The sequence below is a fragment of the Streptosporangium sp. NPDC049078 genome, assembly GCF_040648855.1.
GTDB lineage: Bacteria > Actinomycetota > Actinomycetes > Streptosporangiales > Streptosporangiaceae > Streptosporangium.
Genome location: NZ_JBEZEL010000019.1, coordinates 65,875 through 89,285 on the forward strand (window position 1 = coordinate 65,875; position 23,411 = coordinate 89,285).

17 protein-coding genes are annotated in these 23,411 nt (G+C 69.8%); 14 read left to right on the forward strand and 3 right to left on the reverse strand.

What is annotated here, in order from left to right:
- Positions 1 to 69 precede the first annotated feature (69 nt).
- Both AB0B90_RS29870 and manA read right to left on the reverse strand, forming a co-directional pair.
- Positions 70 to 570 (reverse strand): calmodulin-binding protein, encoded by a 501-nt coding sequence (locus AB0B90_RS29870; protein ID WP_362925874.1) that lies wholly within the window; start codon positions 568 to 570, stop codon positions 70 to 72.
- A gap of 443 nt (positions 571 to 1,013) precedes the next feature.
- Positions 1,014 to 2,126, reverse strand: coding sequence for a mannose-6-phosphate isomerase, class I (gene manA, locus AB0B90_RS29875; protein ID WP_350947106.1), 1,113 nt, complete (start codon positions 2,124 to 2,126; stop codon positions 1,014 to 1,016).
- A gap of 588 nt (positions 2,127 to 2,714) precedes the next feature.
- Here manA and rfbC point away from each other — a divergent pair.
- From rfbC to AB0B90_RS29945, 14 genes are all read left to right on the forward strand, one after another.
- Positions 2,715 to 3,308 carry a dTDP-4-dehydrorhamnose 3,5-epimerase gene (rfbC, locus tag AB0B90_RS29880; RefSeq protein ID WP_362907095.1) on the forward strand — a complete coding sequence of 198 codons (594 nt, stop codon included), beginning with the start codon at positions 2,715 to 2,717 and terminating at the stop codon, positions 3,306 to 3,308.
- A gap of 417 nt (positions 3,309 to 3,725) precedes the next feature.
- Positions 3,726 to 6,584 (forward strand): BREX system ATP-binding domain-containing protein, encoded by a 2,859-nt coding sequence (locus AB0B90_RS29885; protein ID WP_362925875.1) that lies wholly within the window; start codon positions 3,726 to 3,728, stop codon positions 6,582 to 6,584.
- 91 nt (positions 6,585 to 6,675) lie between these two features.
- Entirely contained in the window at positions 6,676 to 7,506 is an 831-nt protein-coding gene (locus AB0B90_RS29890; protein WP_362925876.1) for a DUF742 domain-containing protein, read from the forward strand.
- A gap of 116 nt (positions 7,507 to 7,622) precedes the next feature.
- Complete coding sequence (locus AB0B90_RS29895) at positions 7,623 to 9,053, forward strand: carboxyl transferase domain-containing protein (RefSeq protein ID WP_362925877.1); 1,431 nt, start codon at positions 7,623 to 7,625, stop codon at positions 9,051 to 9,053.
- A 593-nt stretch (positions 9,054 to 9,646) separates the two neighbouring features.
- Positions 9,647 to 12,436, forward strand: coding sequence for a LuxR family transcriptional regulator (locus AB0B90_RS29900; RefSeq protein WP_362925878.1), 2,790 nt, complete (start codon positions 9,647 to 9,649; stop codon positions 12,434 to 12,436).
- Positions 12,429 to 15,278 (forward strand): AAA family ATPase, encoded by a 2,850-nt coding sequence (locus AB0B90_RS29905; protein ID WP_362925879.1) that lies wholly within the window; start codon positions 12,429 to 12,431, stop codon positions 15,276 to 15,278. The genes AB0B90_RS29900 and AB0B90_RS29905 overlap by 8 nt, the downstream gene beginning before the upstream one ends.
- A 669-nt stretch (positions 15,279 to 15,947) precedes the next feature.
- On the forward strand, positions 15,948 to 16,637 hold the full coding sequence (locus AB0B90_RS29910; protein WP_350947113.1) for a LuxR C-terminal-related transcriptional regulator: 690 nt from the start codon (positions 15,948 to 15,950) through the stop codon (positions 16,635 to 16,637).
- Between the two features lie 92 nt (positions 16,638 to 16,729).
- Complete coding sequence (locus AB0B90_RS29915; protein WP_362925889.1) at positions 16,730 to 16,921, forward strand: DUF5988 family protein; 192 nt, start codon at positions 16,730 to 16,732, stop codon at positions 16,919 to 16,921.
- A 162-nt stretch (positions 16,922 to 17,083) separates the two neighbouring features.
- A complete protein-coding gene (locus AB0B90_RS29920; protein ID WP_350947125.1) occupies positions 17,084 to 17,611 on the forward strand; it encodes a cold shock domain-containing protein in 528 nt (175 codons plus the stop codon).
- Positions 17,612 to 17,962: 351 nt separating this feature from the next.
- Positions 17,963 to 18,994 carry a GDP-mannose 4,6-dehydratase gene (locus AB0B90_RS29925; protein ID WP_350947115.1) on the forward strand — a complete coding sequence of 344 codons (1,032 nt, stop codon included), beginning with the start codon at positions 17,963 to 17,965 and terminating at the stop codon, positions 18,992 to 18,994.
- A 93-nt stretch (positions 18,995 to 19,087) separates the two neighbouring features.
- Entirely contained in the window at positions 19,088 to 19,951 is an 864-nt protein-coding gene (locus tag AB0B90_RS29930; protein WP_350947116.1) for a 3-hydroxyacyl-CoA dehydrogenase family protein, read from the forward strand.
- Entirely contained in the window at positions 19,948 to 20,238 is a 291-nt protein-coding gene (locus AB0B90_RS29935; RefSeq protein ID WP_350947117.1) for an acyl carrier protein, read from the forward strand. Before AB0B90_RS29930 ends, AB0B90_RS29935 begins: the two co-directional genes overlap by 4 nt.
- Positions 20,231 to 21,340: an acyl-CoA dehydrogenase family protein gene (locus AB0B90_RS29940; protein ID WP_362925880.1), complete on the forward strand. Its 1,110-nt coding sequence runs from the start codon at positions 20,231 to 20,233 to the stop codon at positions 21,338 to 21,340. The genes AB0B90_RS29935 and AB0B90_RS29940 overlap by 8 nt, the downstream gene beginning before the upstream one ends.
- An 18-nt stretch (positions 21,341 to 21,358) precedes the next feature.
- A complete protein-coding gene (locus tag AB0B90_RS29945) occupies positions 21,359 to 22,498 on the forward strand; it encodes an HAD-IIIC family phosphatase (RefSeq protein ID WP_362925881.1) in 1,140 nt (379 codons plus the stop codon).
- Here AB0B90_RS29945 and AB0B90_RS29950 read toward each other — a convergent pair.
- Complete coding sequence (locus tag AB0B90_RS29950; protein ID WP_350947120.1) at positions 22,495 to 23,178, reverse strand: class I SAM-dependent methyltransferase; 684 nt, start codon at positions 23,176 to 23,178, stop codon at positions 22,495 to 22,497. The genes AB0B90_RS29945 and AB0B90_RS29950 overlap by 4 nt on opposite strands.
- Between the last annotated feature and the right edge of the window lie 233 nt (positions 23,179 to 23,411).

The following is a 23,411-nucleotide window of genomic DNA, read 5'->3' on the forward strand; positions in this document are numbered from 1 at the left end:
GGCCGGGGGAGACCGGCTCCGGCCATCGCCTCCCGAGGGGAGGCGATGGCCGGAAACCCGTGTCGAGGGTCAGGGGGCGGAGACCTCGGCGACGAGCTTGGAGGTCCAGGGGCAGAAGAAGCAGCCGGGTAGGAAGGCGCCGCACGCCTCGTCGAGATGCTCCTCGACGTACGGGAGCGACGCGTCACAGACCTCGATGGCCACCTGGAAGAAGTCGATCGTGTTCGGATCGAGGTGGAAGCCGTAGGAGGGGTTGTACGGGGCCTGTGTCTTGACGATCCGGCCCAGGACGTGCGTCCTCTCGGTCTCCTTGCCGCTGATGATCCGCCGGGCGTGTTCTATCTTCTCGGCGTCGGTGAGCTTGATGACGAACGGCAGGCGCGAGCCGACGGTCGTCATCGTGAAGTAGGCCGGCTCGACCGTGGTGGCCCGCGACGGCGCGTCGGCCTGGGCGGAGAAGGGCATCGAGCAGGCGCGGGTGGTGGCCGTGGCCTGAGCGGGTGCGGCCATCGTGGTGGCGATCACCGCCAGGGCGGCGAGGTAGCCGATCCCGGTGAAGAAGCGTCGCACGGAGGTTCCTCCTGTGTTCTACGGGCCGTGACCGTCACGGTCTCAACGCCCTTGTAGGACTTCTCGCACGCCGGTCACCCGGCTCCACACCGGTCTTGATCGAAAAATCTCCGCCTCCTACCGCGACTTGGCCCCTGTCCTTCGACGCGTCCCGTCCCGGCTCCCCCCGTTGGAGCCGGGACCGGGACGCGTCAGCCGGTCGCGAGGTGCTCGGCTTCGTGGTGCAGTACCTCGACCAGGATCAGCTCCAGACGGAGGTCTGGATCCGTGAGGTCGTCTGACGGTGTCATCGGATACCTCCAGCCTCGCCGGTGGGGACGCCCCGACCACCCCGGGGGTTATCCGCCATAGCAGGCCGGTATGGACGTGAGGGCGCCCGCCCGCCGTGGATCGCGCCCGCCCGCGGCCTCACGAGGGAGGGGCGGGCGGGCGTGAGCCGCTGGTCAGGGCGCCTGGTCGATCCCCGGTTCCGCCCAGAAGACCGTTCCCGGCCCGCGCACCTCGACGGGGCCCCGGGCGGCGGAGACGAAGACCGACTCGCCGGCCCGCAGGGGGTGCCCGCCGGTCTCGACCTCGCCCTCGGTGCACAACAGGATGCGCGGCACGCCGCCCTGCAGGGTGAGGCCGGAACCGGGGACGGCCGTACCGAGGCGGAACTCGGGGGCGGGGGTGCGATAGAGATCGCCGACCGGCTCGACCTGGAGGGCCGGAAGCGAGGGGTCGGTGACCCGCAGCAGCTCCTCCACGTCCATCGGCTTGCCGGTCAGCCCGGCGCGCAGCACGTTGTCGGAGCCGCCCATGATCTCCACGCCGAACCCGCTCAGGTAGCAGTGCAGGACCCCGGCGCCCAGGAAGAGCGCCTCGCCGGGCCGCAGCTCGTGGCGCCGCAGGAACAGCGGGGCCAGGCAGGCGGGGTCTTCCGGGTGGATTTCCGTCAGGCGTACGACCAGCTCGTTCTCGGGACCTCCGGCGAAGGAGGCGGCCCGCGCGATGTCGGCCACGAGATCGGCTCTGCCGTCTTTCGGCCACTCCACCAGGACGCGGAGCGCGGCGGAGGCGTCTCCGGCCGCCAGCGGCGCGACGACGGGCTCCAGCTCCGGTACGCCCAGCCCGCCGATGAGGACCGCGGCCTCCTCGGGAGGACGGAACCCGGCCAGCGCGGTGAACGGGGTCAGCGCGCAGATCAGCTCGGGCTTGGGGAACGGGTCGACGTAGGTGCCCCGGGCGTGCCCTTCCCTGGCCTGCTCCTGGGAGGGGTGAACCTGGAGCGAGAGCGGCAGGTCCACGGCGATCAGCTTCAGCAGGTACGGCAACCGCGAACCGAACCGCTCGACGGTCTTTTCGCCCAGCTCTGTCTCGGGGGCGGCGGCCACCACCTCGGCGAGGGAGTGCCACGTCCCCTGGCGAAGCACCGACGAGGAGCCGGACGGGTGGGTGCCGAACCACATCTCCGCCTCGGGCAGCTCGGTGGGGGAGGGGCGCCCGGTGAGTGCGGCGATGGCCGTGCGCGAACCCCAGTCGTAGTTCTTCACGGGGTTGCGGAGGAGGTCGATCATGACGCCTCCACCGGAGCGGACGCGGTGCTGCCGGGTCGCCCGCCGTCGTTCTCCGGCCGGGGGGAACGCCGTGCGGGCGTGCCGCCAGGGCCGGTCCCGCCTGCCGCGCGGGCGGCGGGGATGAAGGAGTCGTTCATGATCCTCTGTGTCCGTCTGTGTTCGTGAGCGGAAATCGAATGAATGTCGCAGAACGTCGATGCTACGCGTCCCTGTGCCGGGTGGCCGTCGGGGCGTCGGCGGGACCCGGTGCCGCGCCCGTGGGGAGGGGAGGACCGCCTCGGGGACGGGACGTCGTGCCGATCGTGAACACGGTTTCCCGGCCGCTCCCCCTGGGCGGGGGGACGAGGCTCGTGATGGCCGGAAGTGGCCAGATCGGCCGGTCACCGGCCTGATGGGCGCCCACCTGGGACGATCCGCCCGCGCGGCACTGGAACGGTCCCGCGAAGGACCGTACGCGCCTCCTCGGGGTGCCACGACGGGTTCACAAGGGGGCGATGGTCGGAGGAGACTCCGCTGGGAGCGCCCGTCGCGCGTGCCGTCCGGGGCCCCCTCCCCGGATGAGGCGGGGTCACGGAAGGAGAGGTGGGCATGCGTTCACTCGGCATCGAGGGTGCGTGGGTGTTCGAACCGGAGGTGTTCCCCGACGATCGGGGCAGCTTCCACGAGTGGTTCCGCGCGGAGAGCTTCCGCGAGGCCACCGGCCGGCCCCTCGCCCTCTCGCAGGCGAACTACTCGGTCTCGCGCCGGGGGACGCTGCGCGGCGTGCACTTCGCCGACGTCCCGCCGAGTCAGGCCAAATACCTCAAGTGTGTCAAGGGTGCGGTTTTCGATGTAGTCGTCGACATCCGCGTTGGATCGCCCACCTTCGGGCGGTGGGAGTCGGTGATCCTGGACGACAGGGACCACCGGGCCGTGTACGTCTCCGAGGGGCTCGGTCACGCCTTCATGGCACTGACCGACGACGCGACCGTGGTGTACCTCTGCTCGGAGGGGTACGCGCCGAGGCGTGAGCACGGGATCGATCCTCTCGACCCCGAGCTGGGGATCGACTGGCCCGCCGGGGTGACACCGCTGCTGTCGGACAAGGACGCGACGGCCCCGACCCTCTCCGAGGCTCGGCGGCAGGGTCTGCTCCCCGCCTACGAGGAGTGCAGCCGGTTCTACGCCAGGCTCCAGGCCTGAGACGGGCCTGAGACAGGCCCGAGAAGACGGGTGTGAGACGGTGTGCGGCCGTCGCGGGCGACGGTGGGTACGGAAGGCACGCCCGCCCCTGACGAGCGGCCCGCCGGAGGGGCGCCGCCCCCGGCGAAAGCGGGGTTCGGATGAACTCGCGGCAAAGAGGTCTTTGCCGAGCGAGATTCTAGAAGCTAACGTCGGAAAAACATCGGAAACACGGCTGTACCGGATCAGTGGATGACCGGGTGCCCGTCCGGAGGTGGCATGTCGATGCCCGCGCGATCCCCGCACGCCCTGCGACGGCGTCTCGAATGTTCCCGGCCACGTTGACGTCGGTGTCGGCCCGGTGCCCGCACGCCACGCACAAGAAGAGCGCATGGCTCGACCCCCTCTTGGCGAGATTCGGTGACCTGATGGAGCGAGATGGTGACCATGTCGGGACGGATCTTCCACGGCGAGGCCAGGCCGGTGGGCCGGGAAGCGGAGTTCCGCACACTGGTGTCCTGGCTGGAGGGGGCCGCGGAGGGCGAGGCGTCTCTGACGCTGTTGCGAGGACCCACGGGATCGGGGAAGACCGCCCTGCTGGAGGCGCTTGAGCGATATGCCCGCAGTGTCGGAGTGACGATCCTGCGCGGCTCCTGCTCGCCCGCGGGGGCCCGCCTGCCATGGAGCGGTGCGGAAAGCCTGTTCGGCGGAGCGCCGCTTCCGACCCGAGACGGCACCGTGCCGCTGTCACACCTGTTGTTCCGGCGTGTCGGCGAGGCGGCCGCGTCGGGACCGGTGGCCCTCATGCTCGACGACACGCAGTGGTGCGACGAAGAGTCGTTGGCATGGCTGGACTTCCTGGTGAACCGTGGGCATCATCTGCCGCTGTTCGTCCTGCTCGCTCAGCACCGCTCCGGCCCGTCGAACGGGCGGGCGGTTCCCGGGGTCGCCGCGCGCGGGCACCGCGTCGTCGACCTCGGGCCGCTCTCCGAGGAGGACGCGGGGAAGCTGGCCCGGCGGTGCTGGGAGACTGTGCCGAAAGAGTTGTTCGTCCGCCTGTGCACCAGTGTTTGCCGGGGCAACCTGGCACTGCTCGCGCGGCTGTTCAAGCGCCTGAGCGAGGAGGGCGTGCCACCTGACGCCCGAGGCGAGTCCAGGGCCGCCGAACTCGGCGCCGAACTCCACGCCGGACATCTGCTCGCGACGCTCGACCGCCGGCCGGCATACGTGCGTGGGGTCGTGGAGGCCTTCGCGGTGCTGGGGCACTCCGACGCGGAACTGGTGGGCATGCTGGCCGGGGTCCCCGAGCCGCTGGTGACCGCCGCGATCGAGATCCTGCGCGACGAGGAGATCATCGACGTCGGCCTGGCCGAGTTGAACGAGCACCATGTGCGGACCGCGGTGCTGAACGACATGCCGACCGCCGCGCTCGACCGACGGCGGGAACTGGCCGCCAGGCTGCTCAACGACGGAGGCCGTCCGGCCGAGGAGGTCAGCGCGCAACTGGCGCTGCTGCCCGCACTTCCCGAGACCTGGATGCGGGGCGTGCTCGGGGAGGGAGCACGCCGTGCCGAGTCGAACGGGGACGCGGAGGTGGCGGCGCACTACCTGGGCCGGATGGTGATGGCCGATCCCGCCGACGTCGGCGCGCGGGCCGACCTCGCGCGGCTGATCGGACACGACGATCCGGCGAGAGCGTACGCGATGCTCTGCGACGGGCTGCGGGAGACGGGCGACGTGCGGGGAAGAGCACGTCTGGCGATCCAGATGTCGCGGGTCGCACCGCCGCTGGGCAGGGAACCGGAGGTGGTCTCGACGCTGAACGCCGTCCTGGCGGAACTCGACGGAGCGGCCACCGGGGATCACGAGTCGCGGATGCTGGTGGAGTCCGCGCTGTTGCTGATCGGGTGGAACCGCAGGTCCACCGCGAAGACCGTCTCGGAATGGGCGGTGATGTCGCGGACCCCCGGGGTGTCCGCCGGAGGCGGACGCGAACTGCTCGCCGGGCGGTCCCTGGTCTTCGCCATGTCGGGTTTCTCGTCCCGGACCTGCCTGCCGCTGGCCCGTAAGGCGCTCAGCGGCCCGGACGAGGTCTCCTGGAGCCAGGCGGTCGGTGCCGCCGCGTACGTGCTCTCACTCGCCGACGAGGTCGAGGAGGCGGTGCGAGCCATGGGCCGGGTGATCTCGCACGGCGCGGAGCAGGGGGACACCTGGGGGCAGGTGATGGCCCTGTCCAGGCGGTCGTGGATCCTGGGGGAGGCGGGCAACCTCGACGGGGCGCTGGTGGACGCGATCAGAGCCATGAAACTGGCGGACGAGCAGCCGTGGTCGAGAAGTGTGACGGCACCGCGGACGGCCCTGGGCGCGGTGCTCGCCTGGCGGGGGGACCTCGGCCAGGCCGCTGCCGTACTCGGCCAGCTGGGCACGCCGGACGTGGAGGACTACCTTCTCGACTATCCACGGGTGCTGATGACGAAGTCGTATCTGGCGGCGTCGCGAGGTGACCACGCGAGCGCGCTGTCGTCCCTGACCGAGTGCGGTGCGCTGCTCGCCGAGGCCGTCGTCAGGCATCCGATGTTCGTGCCGTGGTGGCTGGAGGCGGCCTGTCTCCTCGCCGAACTGGGGCGTGGGAACGAGGCGGGAGAGTTCGTCGAGCACGGCGAGGAACTCGCCGAGGCCTGGGGGAACGCGCCTGCCCGAGGACTCGCCCTGCTGGCGAGGGGGGCGGTCGCGGAGGGAGTCGACGGGGTGGAGACGCTCACCGAGGCGGTGGAGACGCTGACCGGGACCCAGGCGCGCTGGTATCTGGTCAGGGCCGAGAGTCTGCTGGGCGAGGCGCTGCTGCGGATGGACGACCGCGAGGGCGCCCGCGGACATTTCCGTCGCGCCGTGCACCTGTCGGTGCGGTGCGGATTTCGCAGGCTGGCCGAGCAGGCCCGTGGCCGGCTCGTCGCCGCGGGCGGCCGGATGTACCAGGGAGCCGGTGGGGTCAAGAACGTGCTGACCACGGGAGAGGGGCGCGTGGCGGAACTCGCGGCGACCGGTGCGACCAATCAGGAGATCGCCCAGGCCCTGCGCATCACGTTGCGCACCGTCGAAAGCCATCTCACCAGCGTCTTTCGCAAGCTGGACGTGAGTGGCCGTGCGGATCTGGGATGGGCGCTGGAAACGCTTCCCACCCCCTCGCCGAATCCGCCAGCGGATTCGCGGAATACTATGCAAACACCTAGGTATCGCCGAGGACAATCAGCAGACCTCCGCGGAGAGCAGCGAACACGCGGCGAAATCGCGGGGTGACGGATCGCGATGATCTCGATGGGATGATCATATCCCATCATCGTGTGATCTTGAGGCAAATGATCTTTGGAGAGCAGGTGAGATCCCGGCGATGTCCAACGGCAGGAGGCGACGACGGCGATTCGCTGACAAGCCCAGCTACCATGCGTCCGCTTTCGGCGGCTGGGGCGACTACAGGACCTGGGCCGAGCACCAGTTCCTGCCCAAACCCGCGGAAGAGGCGGCGGAGGACGCGCGGGACGTCGAGGTGGAGGACGGCGCGCGGGAGATCGAGGCGCACGACGGCGCGCGGGACGTCGAAGCGGACGACGGTGTGTGGGATGCCGAGGTGGCCGTCGCCGGTGAGGAAGGGACGCACGACGCTCCGGAGGGGTACGGCGCTCCGGAGAGGTACGACGTCCCGGAGGGGTACGACGCTCCGGAGAGGTACGACGTCCCGGAGAGGTCGTGGGCGGACGCCGACGAGCACCACTACGCCGAAAGCTTCCCGGACGCGATGCCTCGGGTCGCCCCCGCGCCGGCAACGGACCCGGACTGGGCGCCTTCGTCCTCGACGAGGTACGAGCACGAGAACTCGCGGCCGGTCGGACCGCGACCGTACGTGATCTCCGGAGGGCGTACGCACGGCGACGCCCCGCTGCGGATGGACTCGCTGATCTCGGTGACGCCGCAGGGCACGATGAGCGCCGACGATCCCGCGCTGTCCCCGGAATATCGCTGGATCTGCGACATGTGCCGGGAGCCCATGGCGGTGGTCGAGATCGCGGGGCGCCTCAGGATGCCGATCGGGGTGGCCATCGTCCTGATCGGTGACGCGATCGGTTGGAACCTCCTCAGAGTGCATCCGCTCGCCGAGGTCGACAACCAGCCGTCGCTCAACATCATCACGCGCGTGCGCGATGGGCTGCTCCGGCTGCCCTGACGCGGGACGTCTGTGGACCGGGCGGCAAGACTAGGGGTTTTCCCGGCGCCGCCGCTGGTTCACTTACGGCTCGGACGACGGGCGATTCGCAGAGGTGAGCGATGACATTTCCCTCAGTGGCTGTGGTGGACCGAGACGAGCCGTCCCTTGACCACCGCGACCCGGCGGTTCGGATGTCACGGCTGTCGGATCCGGGCTCCCTGGAGATCATCCACCGGCGCGAAGGCGTGGGAGTGGTGGTCGCCTACGGCCGGGTCGACGGCGTGCGAGTAGTGATCTACTGCACCGACGCCACCGTGAAGGGCGGTGCGATCGGGATCGACGAGTGCCCGCTGATCGCCGACGCCATCGACCTCGCGGTGCGCGAACGCTGCCCGGTGATCGGCGTGTGGCACTCCGGCGGCGCGAAGCTCAACGAAGGCGTGTCGGCGATGCACGAGATCGGGGAGATGTTCGCCGCGATGGTCCGGGCCTCGGGCGAGGTCCCGCAACTGTCCGTCGTGCTCGGTCCCGCGGCGGGCGGCGCGGCCTACGGTCCTGCCCTGACCGACATCGTGATCATGTCTGACGCCGCCCGCGTCTTCGTCACAGGCCCGGACGTCGTCAGGTCGGTCACCGGCGAGCAGATCGACATGGAGAGCCTCGGCGGGCCGGACGCGCACAGCAGGAAGTCCGGGGTGGCCCACATCGCCACAGGGTCGGAGGAGGAGGCCTTCGCCCAGGCCCGCCGGCTCGTCGCGCTGCTGGCGAAGCCGGGATTCGTCGACGTGGACTCGGTGCGCGAGGCGAGGCCGCTGCGCGACCTGCTCCCCGACTCACCCCGGCGCGCGTACGACGTGCGCCCGCTGGTCAGGGCGGTCCTGGACGGCGGGGACGCAGAGAACGGGGAGCCGGGTTTCGTCGAGCTGCAGCCCAGATGGGCGCCGAACATGGTGATCGGGTTCGGCCGGCTCGCCGGGCGGACGGTAGGGGTGATCGCGAACAATCCGCTGCGCAAGGGCGGTTGCCTCGACTCGCTGTCCTCGGACAAGACATCAAGGTTCGTCCGGATGTGTGACTCGTTCGGCGTGCCCCTGCTCGTGCTGGTCGACGTCCCCGGCTACCTGCCCGGCGTCGGGCAGGAGTGGGAGGGGGTGGTCCGCCGGGGAGCGAAGCTGCTGCACGCGTTCGCCGAGGCGAGCGTTCCGCGGGTCACGTTGGTCACGCGCAAGTCCTACGGCGGCGCCTACATCGCGATGAACTCCCGGTCGCTCGGTGCCACCGCCGTGTTCGCGTGGCCGGAGGCCGAGGTGGCGATCATGGGCGCGAAGGCGGCGGTGGAGATCCTGCACCGCAAGAAGCTCGCCGCGGTGGCACAGGACGAGCGTGAGGAGCTGCTGGCGGGCCTGGCCGCGGAGCACGAGAGGATCGCGGGGGGCGTGGCCAGGGCGGTGAGCATCGGCGTCGTCGACGAGGTGATCGACCCGGCGTACACCCGGCTGCGGCTCGGCGAGGCCCTGGCCGCCGCCCCGGCGCGCCGGGGCCGCCACACCAACATCCCCCTGTAGACGTCAGGTGGCGGGCGCGCTGCGGTGCCGGTGAGGTGCCGGTGAGGTGCCGGTGAGGTGTGCGGCCGTCCGTCGCCGTCGTGCCCCGGCCCACCCGCTCCTCCTGCGGAGGGGATCCGCTTCTCCGAGACGCCGGCCCGGTGTCTCCGGTCATTCGAAGGAGAGGTGGTCAGGCCGTCGAACACAGATAAATAAAGGCAATCACAGGTAAATCCAAGGCAAATGCTTGTAAACCAACATTGCTGTGATTAAGGTCTCCTCAGTAGGCGATCGGAGTGCTTGAGATCAGGCGCATGCGTCGTCGATTCGAGGTGCGAAATGTGCAGCGATACTCGACACAGAGTCGAAGCCAAGGTCACGGACGGATCGCTCGGGCTGAACGGCGAGGTTCCCGCGCCCGTCCGTGGCACTGATGCGACCGTGGTCGGGGCTCCGAGCCTGCTCCGGAGGGTTTCGGCCCCCTCTCGTGCCACGGCAGGCCCCGGCGGGGAGTCCGAGAGGGTCTCGCCGACCGTCAGCGACGAGCCGGTGTCGTACGCATGGCGCTAGCGGAGGGGAAAGCCGCGACGCACGGGCCGGCACGCACGTGGCCGGTGAGTGTCACCGAGCGGGGCGCTCGGTGGAGGGACGCCGCACCGGAGTTCCTGGCCGAGAGGGAAGGGCAGACACGCCTGCTGGGCGAGCAGGTGGCGATGCTCCTGCGCGGCCGTCCAGGAGTGGTGACCGTGCTCGGGGCGCCCGGCACGGGAAGGAGCGCGCTGCTCAGGGCGGTCGTCGCCCACGCCAGGAAGGCCGGACTGCTCGCCGTTCTCGCCGGCTGCTCGCCCACCGAGGCCGATCTCCGCTACAGCGTGGTCTCGCAGATCGCCGCCGGACTGGCCGGCGCCGGATATCCGGCCTTCGCGCGGCGCCTGTGGGCGGAGGAGCAGCCGGCCACGACCTTGATTCCCGCGCTGTGCGGGGAGTTCGTGGCCCTCGCGGGCAACCGTCCGTTGCTGATCGCCCTGGACGACGCCCGGTGGGCGGACGAGGAATCGAAGGCATGGCTGGCGGCCATGACCCACCGGCTGCGGTATGCGCCGATTCTCCTGGTGCAGGCCGGAGCTCCCGGCGAAGACTGTGCCGTCGAACCGGTCACCGAGTCCGGACCGGTCGCCGGCAGCGTGATCCACGTGCCGCCGCTGCGCGAGCACGGGGTCCGGGAGGTGATCGTCTCCCGGTACGCGGGGCCCGTCGACGGGGCGTTCGTGACCGCGGCCACCGAGGCCACGGGCGGCAGCCCGGCGGCCCTGCTCGCCGTGCTCGACCATTTCGTGCGCGCCGCCCTGCCGCCCGTCGCGCGGTATGTTCCGGCTCTGCTGGAGCGGGCCGCCGAGGTGAGCGGCGACCGGGTGACGAGGGGCATCTCCCGCCTGCCCGCGGACGCGCTCGCGCTGCTGCTCGCGATAGCCGTCTGCGAGGGCGGCCTCGACGCCGACCTGCTCGCCTCGCTGGCGCCACCGAGGACGATGTCCTCCGAGCAGGCACTGTCCGTCCTGGTGCGCCTGGGGCTGGTGACCGAGGGGAGGACTCCGTCGCCGGCGAGCCCTCTCATCGCCGACAGGGCGCTGGCCCGGATGGAGATCGGGGAGCGGCAGGCACTCGCGATGCGCGCCGTCGAGCTCGGGTACCGGGCGGCGATCCCGGAGGAACGGCTCGCCCGGTTGCTGCTCAACACGCGGCCGGTCGGCGCGGAATGGGTGGTGAGCCTGCTGAGCCGGGTGGCCACGCAGCGTCGTCTCGACGGGGACCACGAGGGCGCCGCGGCACTGCTCGGCCGGGCGCTCAGGGAACCGGTGGGGGACGAACAGCGGCAACGGCTGCTCATCGAGCTCGCGATGATGGAGGCGGACCGCGACTCGGAGACGAGCGACAGGCGGCTGCAGCAGGTGCTGCTGAACAGCGGTAACGAGGTGTCGGTCGGCACACTCGTCCGGGCGGCCGATCTGCTCGGCTCGCGGGGCGACGCGTCCGCCACGTACCGTGCCGTCGCGACGGCCTACACGCGCAGAGAGGCGGGTGGAGCCGGCCTCGAATCGCTGGCGGCCATCGGCTGGCTCGCGGAGAACGACTGTGCGATCGGTGATTCCGCGCTGCCCGTGCACTCGTTCCCCGAACCGTCCGACGAGCCGGGAGACCCCGTGCGGGCGGGTGTCGCGGCCTGGATGCTCGCCGCCAGGGGGGAACGTCTGCCGCAGGCGCGGGAACTGGCCAGGACGGCCTTCCAGGTGAGGGGTGAGGAGCAGCCGTTCGGCCCCAGGATCCACGCGGCGAGGGCGCTGCTCCTGGCCGACGAGGTCGCCGAGGCGGTGATCGGGCTGGACGAGGTCCTGGCCGACGCCAGGCGCTGCGGCGCACGGGCACCGGCCGCACTGGCGCTGATCCACCGCGGCCGATGCGAGATGCGGCGGGGAAACCTCGGGCAGGCGGTGTACGACTTCGAGGCGGCACTGGCGGAGTTGCCGCTCACCTCGTGGCATCCGCGGATGGTCCCCTTCCTCGTCGCGACGGAGGCCTACCTGCATCTCGCCGGCCGGTCCGTGGAGAAGGCCGAGCAGTCGCTGGCCTTCGAGTTCCCTCCGGGGGCGGACCAGGGCGTGGCCTGGGCGGCACTGCTGTACGCCCGTGCCAGGGTGCACATGGAGCTGGCGGACCCCGAGGCCGCGCTGCGCGACATCAACGAGTGCGGGCGCGTGCTTCTGTCCAGGGGCTGGACGAATCCCGCGGTGCTGTCATGGCGATCGGTGGCCGCCGTGGCGAACAGCGCGTGCGGCAACGTCGAGACCGCCAGGCGGCTGGCGCTGGAGGGGTTGGAGCGGGCGAGGGAGTGGGGTGCCCCCAGCGCGCTGGATGTCGCGCGACGGTGCGCGTCACAGGTGCTGGACGGTGTGGAGGCGGCGAGCGACCTCGGGCACGACGCGCGAATCCCGCGGAAGCCGGCGCCGTACGACCGCCCCGCGACGGTGCCGGCCGAGCCCGCCGCGGCGTCGTCGGCGGCGAGGAGATACGCCGCGACTCAGAGTCGGCAGAAGGCGACGGTGAGAATCGACACACCTGACGCTAGACTCACCGGACGGTCCGAGCGCCCTGCCGTGGAGGTTGTCGCGGAAGGACCGTCGGCGCCGAACGAAACGAGGTACCCACTGACCGCCAACGAGGAACGGGTCGCGGGGCTGGCCGCCGCGGGTCACTCGAACGCCTACATCGCGAGCGTCCTGTCGGTGAGCCTCCGGACGGTGGAGCTGCGGCTGACCACGATCTATCGCAAGCTCGCGGTCACCAACCGCAACGAGCTCGCCTCGCTTCTCGCCTCGATCCCGGCACCGCGGAACATGGGTGAGTGAATCCATGCTGCTGGAGCGGGAGAAGGAGCTGGCGCGGGCGGAGCAGGCGGTTCAGGCGGCCCTGGCGGGCAACGGGTCCATGATGGCGGTCATCGGCCCGCCCGGCGTCGGCAAGTCGGCGCTGTTGCGCACTTTGGCCGACGCGGCCACCCCGCACGCGCGGGTCCTGCGCGCCGGCGGCACGCTCCTCGAACAGGACTTCGCGTTCGGCGTCGTCCAGCAGTTGTTCGAGCCGATCCTGGCCGGGGCGGAGAAGGACCGCTGGGATACCTGGTTCCAGGGCACGGCGAGCCTGGTGCAGGGGATGTTCTTCGGTGAGTCGCACGCGATCGGACCGAACCGGTCGCTCAGGCAGGAGTCGGTCCTGCAGGGGCTGAACTCGCTGATCGCCAACCTCAGCGAGGGCGGCGAGGGCGGCGAAGGCGGCGAAGGCAGGGCACTGGTGGTGGTGGTCGACGACCTGCAGTGGGCGGACGCGCCGTCCCTTCGCTGGCTGGCGTACCTCGCCAGGCGGCTTGACGGCACGCGGGTTCTGGTCGCCGCCGCCTTCTCCGAGGAGTGCGCGGCCTCCGACCCGATGCTGCTCAGGGAGATCGTCGCCTCGGGCGCCCGTACGCTGCACCCGAGGCCGCTCTCCGTCGGAGGGGTGCGCCGGTTGATCGGCGAGGAGTTCGGGGAGTCCTGCGACCTCGAATTCGCCCGAGCCTGTCACGAGGTGTCCGGTGGGAACCCCGCTTCGCTGGCCGCGATGCTGCACAGGTTGCGCACGGCCGGCTTCCAGCCGGTCGCGGCACGTGCCGGTGAGGTTCACGCCGCGAGCCAACCGTTCCTCCGCGACCGCCGGATGTTCTGCCTCGGCATCCAGCCCGTGGTCGTCCGGGATCTCGCGCAGGCGATGGTCGTGCTCGGAGACCTGGCGGAGCCGGAGCTGATCAGCGAGCTCGCCGGTCTGGACAGCATCGACTACAAGTCCGCGATGCAGACCCTCGACCGCCTGGGCCTGCTCGCCGGCGGCGAGTCGCCGCGATTCGTCCACCAGAGCGTGCGGTACGGCATCGAATCGGGAATGAGCACCGACACGCGCGCCTCGATGCACCGCCGGGCCGCGTCGCTGCTGCACACCGTCGGCCACCCGGCCGAGCACGTCGCCGACCAGCTCCTGCAGGTCACCGCAGGGTACGAGGCATGGGAGATCGGCGTCCTGCGCGCGGCCGCCGGCGCCGCGCTCGAACGCGGCGCCGGAAGGAAGGCGGCCCGTTACATCCGGCACGCGCTGCTGGACAGGCCGCCGGACAGCGAGGCCCGGGGCCGGCTCCTGGTCGACCTGGCCGCCGCCGAGCGGGGATTCGACCTCGCGTCCTCGGTCACCCACATCTCGCAGGCCGTGCCGATGCTCACCTCGGTGACGGAGCGGGCGGAGGCGGTGCTGTGGATCCCGCCCGCGATCGGCACGGTCAACCCGTCATCGGGCGCGCTCGTCCAGGATGTGGCGCGGCAGCTCCATGAGCGGGGTCCTTCGTACGCGCAGGGAGACCTCGGCCTGCGGCTGGAGGCCCGCACCCGCTGTCTCGGGATGCAGGACGCCGCGCATCTCGGTGCGGCGGCCGACCGGCTGCGGGGGTTCGGCGCGGAGGTGCCGGTCTCCACGGGTTCCGGGCGGGAACTGCTGGCCGTGCTCGCCTACGCGGCGACGATGACCGGCGAGGTCACGGCCGCCGAGATCTCCGCCCTCGCCGGCCGGATCCTGGAGCGGGAGCCGCCGCGCGCGGGGCACGCCTACACCGCTCTCCCGCTGCTGGTCCAGGCGCTGGTCCTCGCCGACACGGCGGCCTCGGTGACCCCGTGGCTGGAGGCGATGCGAGAACAGGCTCAGCGCCAGGAGCTCGAAGGGGTCATCGCGCTGGTCAACGCGGAGCGGAGCATGATCCTTCGCGCGTCGGGGCATGTGGTCCAGGCCAGGAGTACCGCGCTGAGCGTGGCCGACAACGCCGGTTCGTCCTGGCCGGAGGCGAGGACGCTGTCCATCTGGACGCTCGCCATGATCGCGCTTGAGACGCAGGACGTCGAACTGGGCGAGCGGGTGATCCGTACCAGTCCGGAGAGCGGTGACCTGCGGGTGGTCGTCGCGCATCGCATGGTGCGGGGGATGCTGGACGCGGTGCGGGGCGATCTGCCGGCCGCGCTGCACAGATTCCTCGACAGCGGCAGGCAGCTGTCGCGCTGCGGGTGGACGAACGCGGCACTGTACCCCTGGCGGGTATGGGCCGCGGCGGTGAACCACCGGCTCGGAAGAGTGCAGGCGGCGACCGAGCTGGCCGACGAGGAGTACGCCTTCGCGTGGGCGTGGGGCGCTCCCGCGACGTACGGCCGCGCGCTGCGGCTGCGTGGAATGATCACTCCGGGTGAGGAGGGCGTCGATCTCCTCAAGCGGGCCGTCGAGACGCTTCGCCGTTCCGAGGATCGGATCGAGCTGTCCAGGACGCTCACGCTTCTCGGCAGAAGACTCGCGGAGCTGGGTGCCGACGACGCGGAGGAGTTCGTTTCCGAAGGCACGCGGGTCGCGAGGGAACGTGGCGTCTCCTGGGCCGAGGGCGACAGGGACTCGGAGCTGAACGGCCCGGCGCTGCGACTGTCCGCACCCGAGCGTGGCGAGCTGACCAAGACCGAGGAGACGGTCGTCGCCTTCGTGCTGCGGGGATGGACGAACCAGCGGATCGCCGACTCGCTCGGGGTGACCCGGCGTGCCGTCGAAAAAAGCCTGACGAGCACCTATCGCAAGCTCGGGGTGAGCGGCAGGGCGGCGCTCGTCGAGGAACTGGGCGCGCGGAACGCGGACGAATAGGCGGTGTGACAGGCGGTGTGACAGGCGGTGTGACAGGCGGTGTGACGGCCGCTCCGCCGGATTCCGCCAGGCGAATCGCCGCCTGTCACCTTCTCGCAGGTCTCCGGGGCGTGGCCCCCGATTCCCGCCGCCGCCCGGCGCGGTCTCCGCGACCGGACGGCCGGGTGATCCGCCGGCCGGATGCCTGAGCGATCACCTGGCCGAGGGCTGAAGAGCGGGGAGCCCGCGAAGTCGCCGCTTCGGGCCGGTCGGCGGAAATCCGCGCCGAGGACCCCGGCCGGCGACGGACATCACGGTTCGCCGGTCCGGCATGATCCGCATCACGGTTCGCGTGCCCGGCATGATCCGCGTCGTGACGGGTAATTTCCGGCGGGCGGTGTGCCGCCGTCGCCGGTTCGAGGGCCCCGGCCGTACGCGCGATATTTAGTGCGGAACGTGAACTATTTCCCCGGGTGGGCGCCCGGAAGTTCGGTACCGAACGAGACCGCCCCACCGCACCGCAAGGTCCGAACCGGACGCCTCACGCACCACAGTCTTTTACTGTTTGTCGTGGGCTTATGTTGACCTGCTTTCGCACCGATTAATATCATGTTAATAAGTGGATTTGGTCGTTACCCCATAGTTATCGGGTCATCGTCTCGTCTGCTGGAGGAGAGGAATGGTAATCAGATGAGTATTGATATCGGCATCGCTCCGGTTGATGAGGAACGGCGGCTTCGGTTAGTCGGCCCACCCGCCGACGGGATAGACCAGTATCGTTCCTTTTTCGACCAGTCGGGAATCTGCGTGGCGAATCTCGACCACGCGACCAGGGTTATCGAGGCGAATCTCGAATTCACCCGGCAATTCGGTCGTTCCCTGGCGGACATTCGAGGACTTGCGTTCTGCGAGTTGCTCCATCTGAGCGTCCGCGACAAGCTGGGACAGCAGTTCACCCATCTGACGGACAATCGGCGCGCCCGCTTCGAGGAGCGGGTGATCGCCGTGCGGCCGGACCAGACCGTGCTCGGCGGTGAGCTCACCGGGATCGCGCTGCACGGCGAGGCCGGCCACGTCGAGAGCGTCATGGTGGTGGTGCGACCCGACCGAGAGCAGCGTGACGACCTGCTGACCGGGAAAAAGAGGCTGCTCAGCAGCATGGAGGCGCGGGTACTCGAAGGTGTCGCCGCCGGGGTGTCGACCGTGCAGCTCGCGTCGATGCTGTACCTCAGCCGCGGCGGCGTGGAGTATCACGTGACGACGCTGCTGCGGAAGCTGAAGGCCACCAACCGCCCGGCTCTGGTCTCCAAGGCGTACTCCATGGGCATTTTCCGGCTCGGCTCCTGGCCGCCCCGGATTCTGCCCGAATTCGTGAAGTAAGTCCATGTAATCGGCCTGCGGTCGCGTGGTCGTCGAGACGATCGCGCCGCCGGAACGGCAAGGGAGGTTTCATCGTGACCAGTGCGAAAATTGTGCTATCCGGTGGGCCGGAGCGACTTTCCGGTCGAAGCCCCGTTCGAACCATGGTTGCCCCGGAGGAGAAGGTGAAGATTCTCTCCGGTGCGGGATACGAGCACTTCGTGCACAACGGTGAATTTCTTACGGTCGACGGGGAGAACCTTCCGGTCTTCCAGTGGTCCGAGCGTACCAAGATAGCCGAGTAAACATACTCGACAATTTTGGAAGTGAGCGGTAAATCGTGTGCGGGATAACCGTGGTCGCGCTCCCACCCGAACCGGGAATGGGTTTCCGTGGTTACCGAAAACGATTCTCCGAGCAAGAGGTACCCATTTCGGGAAAACGTGGCTCTGGTGAGGTGCGGTGTGGTGGTAACGGGTAAGCTCGTCAGCTTCGATGAATTTCGCGGATTCGGTTTCATCGCCCCCGACTCGGGTGGCGAAGACGTTTTCATGCACGTCAACGACCTGAACAGCGACAAGCGTCTCCTCTCGATCGACACGAGGGTCGAATTCAGGGTCGAGAACGGCGGAAAGGGACTGAAGGCGTCCCAGGTCCGCGTACTCGACAGGCCTGCCGCACCGAAGGCCGCCCTGTCCTCGCCGCCCTCGCCGTCCCTGTCGTCCTCACCGTCTCCGTCGGCTCCGCCCGCCGTGCCGAGACCCGCGCCGACGCCCGCGTCGATCGGGTCGGCGGCACCGGCACCGGCTGTCTCCGCCGCCGACCGCCAGGGCAACGACGCCGGTTTCTGTGACGTGCTCTCCGTCGGGGAAATGACGCAGGAGATCACGGAAGCCCTGCTCGTGGCCGTGCCGACGATGACGGCGGAACAGCTGCTGGGCGTCCGCCGATGCCTCGTCGGCCTCGCCCAGACACACGGCTGGGTCGAGGAGTAGCGCCTCCGGCACCGGGCCGCCGATCTCGCCGACCGGATGGCCCTGGTGCCCGATCACGCTCTCGCCGACGGTTCCGTGGGAGTTCGCGGTGAGCCCTCCAGTCTCTAAAGTCCCAGAAGTCCCAGGAATCCCTGGAGTCCGGTAATTCTGCGGCGTTTCCCGGACTTCTCGACTCTGGTGGCAGGCCACTGTCACCGCCGATCACCTGACACCCGGAAGAACTCCCTCGGTCACGGGCCGGCGATCCGCCGGCCCGACGGACTCGATTCCCGCTGTGGGCACGCCGTCGGCGTCTTCGCGGTCGCGACGGTGTCCGGTCGGAATCTGTTCGCGGTGCTGAAAGGAAAGTGCATGTCCAGGCGCGCGCTGATCACCGGTATCACCGGTCAAGACGGTTCTTATCTGGCTGAGCATCTACTGTCCCTGGGATACCAGGTCTGGGGGTTGATCAGAGGCCAGGCGAATCCCCGGAAATCCCGTGTCAGCCGTCTTGTCAGCGATCTGTCATTCGTCAACGGCGATCTGCTGGACGAGGGGAGCCTGGTGAGCGCGGTGGACAAGGTACAGCCCGACGAGGTGTACAATCTCGCGGCGATCTCCTTCGTCCCGATGTCCTGGGACCAGGCCGAGCTGACCACCGAGGTCAACGGCATGGGCGTGCTCCGGATGCTGGAGGCGATCCGCCTGGTATGCGGGCTGGACAAGTCACGTGACGGCAGCAGCGGCCAGATCCGCTTCTACCAGGCGTCGTCCTCGGAGATGTTCGGCAAGGTCGCGGAGAGCCCGCAGCACGAGACGACGATCTTTCATCCGCGCAGCCCCTACGGGGTCGCGAAGACATATGGCCATTTCATCACCCGGAACTATCGCGAGTCGTTCGACATGTACGGCGTCTCCGGGATCCTGTTCAACCACGAGTCGCCCCGCCGGGGCACGGAGTTCGTGACCAGGAAGATCTCGCTGGGGGTCGCCCAGATCAAACTCGGCCTGCAGGAGAAGCTGTATCTCGGAAACCTCGACGCGGTCCGCGACTGGGGCTTCGCCGGCGACTACGTCAGGGCGATGCACCTCATGCTGCAGCAGGACGAGCCCACCGACTACGTGGTGGGCACCGGGCACATGCACTCGGTGCGCGACGCCGTACAGATGGCCTTCGAGTACGTGGGACTGGACTGGCGCGACCACGTCGTCGTCGACCCGGCGCTGGTGCGTCCCGCGGAGGTGGAGACCCTCTGCGCCGACCCGAGCCGCGCCCGGATCGAGCTCGGCTGGGAACCCACCGTGAGCTTCGAGCAGCTGATGCACATGATGGTGGAGTCCGATCTTCAGCACGCCTCGCGCGAGCGGGACTTCGGAGACCTCATCCTCGCGTCGAGCTGGTGAGTTCACGGCCGCCTCTCAAGCCCGGCGCATCGGAGAGAGGCGGTCCGTGAGGCACGGGAAAGGCAAACTCGAACCGCTATGTGAGGCTCAGGGATGAACGAAGTGGAAGATGCCCGGCTGGGGGTCCTGGGGGCCGGGGTGATGGGCACGGGGATCGCGGTCGTGGCGATCGGCCACGGTATTCCGGTCGTGCTCGTCGATGTGTCGGAGGACAAGCTCGCCGACGCCCGGCACCGCGTCGACCTCCAGCTCCGGCACGCGCGGCTGATGGGCTCGGTACCGGCGAAGGGCCAGGTGGCCGACCTGACGACGACCACGGACCCCGCGGCCGTCGCCGGCGCCACCGCGGTCGTCGAGGCCGTCGTCGAGGACGCCGAGATCAAGGCGAAGGTGCTGGGCGAGACGTCACAGCTGCTCGGGGCCGGCACCCCGCTGATCTCCAACACCTCCGGCATCCCGATCGGGGAGCTGGGCAGGTTCACCGCCCGCCCGGACGAGCTGGTCGGCGTCCACTTCATGAACCCCGCCTACCTGATCACGATGGTGGAGGTGATCAGGGGCGACCTGACGAGCGACGAGACGATGACCGCGGTCACCGGACTGCTGGCCCGGATGGGGCGCCGCGGGATCGTCGTGCGGGACGCTCCGGGATTCGTCACGAGCAGGCTGCTCCACCCGATGATCAACGAGGCGGCACGGATCGTCGCGGCCGGCGTGACCAGCGCCGAGTCGGTGGACGACCTGATGCGAGGCTGCCTCGGACACCCCACGGGGCCCCTGCGCACGGCCGACCTGATCGGGCTGGACAACCTGGTCGACGCGCTGCGAGCCCTGTGGGAGCGCACCGGTGACGCGAACTTCCAGCCCTGTGAACTCCTGCTGGAGAAGGTGACGATGGGCCACCTTGGGCGTAAATCCGGTAAGGGCTTCTACGACTACGAGAAGGTGCTTTCGTGAACACGCACCCAGAAGAGACGCTTCAGCCGACCCCCGACACCATCCGGAGGCAGATTCTCGACTTCCTCCAGGAGCGGATCAAAACGGAGGTCGCCGTCGACAGAGACCTGTTCGCCTCCGGGCTCGTCAACTCGATGTTCGCCATGGAGTTGGTCGTCCACCTGGAGCAGAGGTACGGCATCGCCATCCTCGGCGAGGACCTGAAGCTGGACAACTTCCGCACCGTCGAGCGGATGGCCTCCCTCGTCCTTCGGCTGCTGGACACACCGGTGGCGGACCATGCCTGAATGGCTCGCCCAGGCGCGCCAAGGAGTCACCGACCTGGTCGGCGACCAGGCGGCGGAATGGGACCTCGCAGGTCTCCTTCCCACCGAGACGCTGCGGACCCTCGGCAAGCTGGGCCTGCTCTGCGCCGAGGTGTCGCCCGCGTACGGCGGCGTCGGCGCGAACAGCTCGGAGAACGGGGTCCTCACCGCGCACGTGGGCAGCCTGTGCAGTTCACTGCGCAGCGTGATGACGTCGCAGGGCATGGCGGCGTGGACGATCCAGCGGCTCGGTGACGCCCGCCAGCGCCAGGAGTACCTCCCGAGGCTGACCGGCGGCGAGCTGGCCGCCGTCGCCTTCAGCGAGCGTGAGGCCGGCAGCGATGTGACGGCGCTGACCACCCGGATACGTGCCGACGGTGACACGGTGGTGGTCGACGGGCGAAAGACGTGGACCACCGTCGCACGCTACGCCGACCTGATCGTCGTCTTCGGACGGTACGGGGACGAGGGCGCCGCCGTCGTCGTCCCCGCCGAGACCCCGGGGGTCACCGTACGCCCGGTGCCCAACCCCAGCGGCTGCCGGGCCGCCGGGCACGCCGACGTCGACCTCGACGCCGTACGCCTTCCGGCGAGCGCGGTGCTCGGGGGCGGCGGCCAGCAGCTCCAGCTGCTGGTCACCACGGCCCTGTCCTACGGCCGGATATCGGTGGCCTGGGGCTGTGTCGGGATCCTGCGGGCCTGTCTCCTGGCGGCGGGCTCGCACGCGGGAACCCGCAGGCAGTTCGGCCGGCCCCTCGCCGAACACCAGCTCGTCGCCCGCCACCTCGCCGAGCTCATGGCGGCGGAGCAGGCGGCGACCCGGGTCTGCGAGCACGCGAGCCGCTGCTGGGACGAGAGATCGCCGGAGATGGTGATCGCCACGGTCCTGGCCAAGTACATCGGCTCGACCGAGGCCGCACGCGGTGCGGCGGCGGCCGTGCAGGTGCTGGCGTCGGCGGGGGCGCAGGACGGCCATGTGGTGGCGCGGGCCTACCGGGACGCGAAGCTCATGGAGCTCATCGAGGGCAGCAGCGAGATCTGCCAGCTCATTCTCGCCCAGCACGCCGTCGCACAGTCACACTGACCAAGACGAGGAGGACAGGTGCCCGACAAGACCTCGGTGGTGAAATGCCTGGTATGGGACCTGGACAACACGCTGTGGCAGGGAACCCTGCTGGAGAACGACGAGATCCGCCTGCCCGACTCCATCCGTGAACTCATCCGGGTGCTCGACTCCCGGGGCATCCTGCAGTCCGTCGCGAGCAAGAACGACCACGACCACGCCTGGGCGAAGCTCGAGGCGCTCGGCGTCGCCGAGTACTTCGTGCTGCCCCACATCGGCTGGTCGCCCAAGTCCGACTCGATCCGGCAGATCGCGGAGGAACTGCGGTTCGCCCTCGACACGATCGCGTTCATCGACGACCAGGCCGCCGAACGGGCCGAGGTGACGTTCCACCTTCCCGACGTACGGTGCTACTCCGCCGAACACGTCGCCGAGCTGGCCGGTCTGCCGGAGTTCAGCCCGGAGACGGTGACCGAGGACGCCAGAAGCCGACGGCTGATGTACCAGGCGGGGTTCCGCCGGCAGGCCGCGAAGTCCGGCTTCACCGGTCCCGACGAGGAGTTCATCCGCTCGCTCGGCCTGGTGATGCACATCGAGCACGCCACGGCCGAACACCTCGCCCGCGTCGAGGAGCTGACCCTGCGCACCAGCCAGATGAACGCCACCGGCGTGCACTACTCGCGGGAGACGCTGGAGCGGCTGCTCGACGACCCCGGGCACCGCGTCCTGGTCACCTCGTTGAGCGACCGTTTCGGGCCGCACGGGGCGGTCGGGGTCATCCTGCTGGAGCTGGGCCGCAGGACCTGGCATCTGAAGCTGCTCGCCACCTCCTGCCGGGTCGTGTCCTTCGGCGCGGGCACGGTGATCCTGCGCTGGCTGATCGACCAGGCCGCCCGCGCGGACGCGCACCTGGTGGCCGACTTCCGCCGCACCGACCGCAACCGGATGATGGAGATCGCCTACCGGTTCAGCGGATTCACCGAAGGGAGGTGCCCGTGCGTCGGGAGGCTGCCCGCCTCCGGGGTGAGCGGCCTGGAGCGACTCCACCTCGTCCCGGCACCGCAGGGCGCGCCCACCACCATGACCCTCGTCGCGTGCGACCTCGGGACCCTCGGGACCCTCGGGAACTCGTCAGGCACCCGGCCCTTCGATCTGCGCAGCCCCTCACCCGTCGTCTAGCAGGGCGGTTCGGCCGCTCCCCGCTTGCGCACCAGGGTGATGCCGTCCGCCATCGGCAGCAGTGAGATGTCCACCCGGCGGTCCTCCGCGAGGAGGGCGTTGAACCCGCGGATGGCCTCGGTGTCCGCGTCCCGCGCCTCGGGGTCGACGACCTTGCCGAAGAACAGGGTGTTGTCCACCACGATCAGCCCGTTCTCCCTGAGCAGTGGCAGGGCGGCCTCGTAGTACTTCGGGTAGCCGGGCTTGTCCGCGTCGATGAACACGAGGTCCACCGAGCCCGGCCCCTCGTCGAGCAGGAGCGCGGCGAGGGTGTCCGAGGCGTCGCCGATCCGCAGGTCGATCCGGTCGAGCACACCGGCCCGGCGCCAGTGGGGCATTCCGACACGGGGCCACCGCTCGGTGATGTCGCAGGTGATGACGCGCCCCTCGGGAGCGACCGCGCGGGCCAGGCACAACGTGCTGTAACCGGTGAAGGTGCCGACCTCCAGCACGGTCCGCGCGCCGACGAGCCGGGCGAGCAGCGTCAACAGCTGCCCCTCCTCGGCCATCACCTGCATCGCCCTGCCCGCGGGCAGGGCGGCGGTCTCCTCGCGCAGGGAACGCAGGATCTCGTCCTCCCGCAGCGACATCCGCCGAACGTACTCCGACAACTCTGCTGTGACGTGCAGCTGACCGGCCATTGCGCGAGTGTACGGCCCGGCTCGCTGGTCTTTTTCCCACTCTCGGCGCCGGAGTTACTAATGATTTTCGGGGAGCGCGGAGCCGAGACTGATCCGATGTTGGCGGAGCCTGTGGGCTCGACCGCGGCCGGTGTGGTCCGTCCGGTGGTGCTGTGATCGCCGAACTCGGTTGCGAGGCATCCGGGTCCCGGCGAGTTGACGAGTTCGTGCTGGTCGTTGAAAAGGGTTGAGCT